The sequence below is a fragment of the Allocoleopsis sp. genome (assembly GCF_036703385.1).
Taxonomy (GTDB): Bacteria; Cyanobacteriota; Cyanobacteriia; order Cyanobacteriales; family Coleofasciculaceae; genus Allocoleopsis.
Genome location: NZ_DATNPA010000095.1, coordinates 1 through 3537, shown reverse-complemented (window position 1 = coordinate 3537; position 3537 = coordinate 1). Strand labels below are relative to the sequence as shown.

Below are 3537 nucleotides of genomic sequence, written 5' to 3'. Positions count from 1 at the left end.
TTACCATTGGTTTGGGTCGCCGCTAGTTGGGATTCTGCCTCTTGTAGGGATTTTTGCAACTGGGCTAATTTGCTATATTTCAACTCAGCCGCCTTGTTTAGGTCGTAATCGCGCTCGGCTTGCTGAATTTCCACATTTACTCGGTCAATTTCTTCTTTAATGCTCTGAATGTGGTTGAGTACATCTTTTTCGGACTGCCACTGAGCATTTAAAGTCCGTTGCTCTTCTTTGAGGTTGGCGAGTTCTTTTTCCAGTCGTTCCAGCCGTTCAACCGAGGCGCGATCGCTTTCTTTTTGCAGCGACAAGCGTTCCATTTCCAATTGGAGGATTTTGCGGTTAATTTCATCGAGTTCTTCCGGCTTGGAGGTAATCTCCATTTTCAGCCGTGCGGCGGCTTCATCGACTAGGTCGATCGCTTTATCCGGCAGGAAGCGATCGCTAATATATCGAGTGGATAACGTTGCAGCTGCAACTAAAGCACTGTCAGAAATCTTCACCCCGTGGTGGAGTTCATAACGCTCCTTAAGTCCCCGCAGAATCGAAATCGTATCTTCTACACTCGGCTGGTCAACATAAACCTGCTGGAATCTGCGTTCTAATGCCGCATCTTTCTCGATGTACTTGCGGTACTCATCCAGGGTGGTAGCACCGATACACCGCAACTCACCTCGCGCCAACATCGGTTTGAGCAGGTTGCCAGCATCCATCGCGCCTTGAGTCGCACCGGCACCGACAACGGTGTGGATTTCATCTATAAATAGAATGAGTTGACCACGAGAGTCAGTGACTTCTTTGAGTACCGCTTTCAGACGTTCTTCAAATTCGCCTCGGAACTTAGCACCCGCAATCAGTGCACCCATATCTAGGGCAATTAATTTACGGTCTTTGAGAGATTCGGGAACATCACCGGCAACAATACGCTGCGCCAACCCTTCTGCGATCGCAGTTTTACCGACTCCAGGTTCCCCAATCAGTACTGGATTATTTTTTGTGCGACGTGAGAGAATCTGTATGGTGCGGCGAATCTCATCATCCCGCCCAATCACGGGGTCGAGCTTCCCTTCACGAGCCGCTGCTGTCAGGTCGCGTCCATATTTTTCCAGTGCTTCGTATTTGCCTTCTGGGTTTTGGTCGGTCACTTTCTGGTTCCCTCGAATTTGGTCAATCGCGTTCTTGAGCTTTTTCTCATCTAGTTTAAATTCTTGGAATAAGCCTTTACCAAAGCGATCGTCTTTAAGATATGCCAGTATCAGATGCTCGATCGAGATGAACTCATCTTTGTAGTCTTTGCGATAAGAGTCTGCTCGATCTAACAGAGCATCCAAGCTGCGTCCGAGATAGACTGAGCCACTACTGCCAGAAACCTTAGGCTGTCGCTGGATAAAGCTTTCCGTTGCCTCGCGTACTTGCTGCACGGGCACTTCAAGTTTATTAAAAATACTATTAGCCAGTCCATCTTGCTCCAACAGCGCTTTGAGCAAATGTTCGCTTTCCAGCTGTTGTTGTTGAGCAGCTTTGGCAATATCTGGGGTACGCGCGATGGCTTCCCAGGCTTTTTCTGTAAATTGATTAGGATTAGTAGGTTGCATGATGAATTGTCTGGTTACTCTTCAATAGATAGATAATTTCTTTAACTAACGCCATTGTAAAAAGTTACTTGCCTACCGCAGGATCGGTGTTCCCGCCTTCCTCACGGGGTATTGCCGTCCTCCCAGGAGCATTACAAACAGGACTCTAATGATGATCGTATGCAATTGATAGACACATTTCACACTGAGCGCCTAGTCGGTGATGCGATCGCTCATTGCTAGACTAAGGGCAGCAAGTAGGTAGCAGCGGATGGTTACTGGTGTAGGAATTACTGACACTATCAAGAGCTTGAGCGATCTTCAAGTTCGCTGTAATTTGCGTCAGGCTGACAATGAGGGCTTTTTCAGCGAGTGGGTTGAAGATTTACCTGAACTTGATGAGCGGGAACAAGTTGGCATTGATCGCATTAAGCAACGCTATGATTATCATCGCTTTGAGGGTTTGTTGTTAGAGGGCACGATTAACCTCGTGGTCGTTTCGCCACTATTGGAACTTGCAGGTTTTATCGATCCACCCTTCCGCCTTCGTTCGCCTTATGGTATTGCACTAGAACTGGACGATCCTGAAGAAACAATTCGCGGTTTTATCGATGTGCTAGTTGTACAGCAGCGACTTTGGATTTTGGTTGTTGAGTCGAAGCGGACAAGTATTCCAGTTCCGGCAGCATTGCCGCAGTTACTAGCTTATATGTTGGCTAGTCCGCAGAGCGAACGTCCAGTATTCGGCATGGCAACAAACGGTGATGAGTTTGTGTTTTTGAAGCTACGTCAAGGAAATGTTCCCCAATATGACGCATCCCGGACATTTTCACTCTTTCCTCGGCGGCACGAGTTAGGCGAGGTTTTACGGATTTTGAAACGTTTGGGACAGGCAGTGCTGGAGTGAGTGCGATCGCGCATCTTGAGATCACACTTAAAGGAGCATTTTTGGACTTAGTAGCCCCTACTTGGTGTATCCTAAGATTGCCTGTGTCACTCTGAGAGGTTACCTCAGGGTGTTTGCTTAGACTATTAAGGTAACTTATGAATAGACCCATCACTAATAAAGATGACTTGGAGATACTGATAGATGAGCTAGGACTCAAAACAGTCCTAGCCATAATCGCTACTATCTGCCAAGAGAAAGCCGACAAAGCCAAGGTGAGCAACGGTTACTACTCCGACCCCTGTAAGAAGTTCATGCAGGCAGGAGCCAACATTAGGGCAGTACTTAGGCGTATTGAGTGCTAATACTTGAATACATTGATTGGACTAAGTAACCCCTACAAAGTCCTGAAATAAAGACTCTGAGGAGGATAGAGCCTACTCAGGGTATTCTTATGGGGTATCTAAGTCCTAGTTCAGATGCCGATCGATCGCGAGAAGAATAAGCAACTCAAGGTAACTATACCTAATGACCTCCACAGAAAGCTCAAGATCATATCCGAGAGAATAGGCATTCCTATGGCTCAGATGCTCCTACAGTCAGCCGTGGAGAAGTATAGAGAGGAGCTTAAGGAACTGGATAAAGAAGAATAGGCGTGGTTTAGCTCTATAGCTTTTATTGGTTGTAGGAGTATTTTTACATCAGATAAACTGTCAGCTTTTAATCTATAAATCCTCTTAAGCTATGTTCTAAATTCTGTTATGGCTAAATATCAGTTTTCTGATATAGAAAGAATGGCTATTTGGCTAGCACACAAGAGACGATGTGCCCATTGTGATGACCCTATAATGCGTTTCAAAGATTTAGAGATCGATCATGCTTTACCTGAAAGTCTTCTGAGTAATCCTGATGAATTAGAAAAAATTAAAGTTGAATATGGGTTAGGCTCCGAATTTGAGATTAACAGCTACTATAATTGGGTTCCGAGTTGTATTAAGTGTAATCGGCGCAAGAGTAACAGACGGTTATCAAAGCAATCTATTTTTAATCTTTTAGAAGTAGTGGCAAAACCGAAGCATGAAA

At 45.4% G+C, this 3537-nt stretch carries 4 protein-coding genes; 3 read left to right on the top strand and 1 reads right to left on the bottom strand.

The window, feature by feature from the left end; translation table 11 throughout:
- Positions 1-1589 (bottom strand): Clp protease N-terminal domain-containing protein (locus V6C93_RS04805; protein ID WP_333475512.1); only part of this gene is annotated, 1589 nt, incomplete at its 3' end.
- Positions 1590-1839: 250 nt separating this feature from the next.
- Between V6C93_RS04805 and V6C93_RS04800 the strand changes: the two genes are divergently transcribed.
- The 3 genes from V6C93_RS04800 to V6C93_RS04790 all read left to right on the top strand — a co-directional run.
- Positions 1840-2475: a type I restriction endonuclease subunit R gene (locus V6C93_RS04800; RefSeq protein WP_333475511.1), complete on the top strand. Its 636-nt coding sequence runs from the start codon at positions 1840-1842 to the stop codon at positions 2473-2475.
- 137 nt (positions 2476-2612) lie between these two features.
- Positions 2613-2819, top strand: coding sequence for a hypothetical protein (locus V6C93_RS04795; protein WP_333475510.1), 207 nt, complete (start codon positions 2613-2615; stop codon positions 2817-2819).
- Positions 2820-3215: 396 nt separating this feature from the next.
- On the top strand, positions 3216-3537 hold a 322-nt coding region (locus V6C93_RS04790; protein WP_333475509.1), incomplete at its 3' end, for an HNH endonuclease.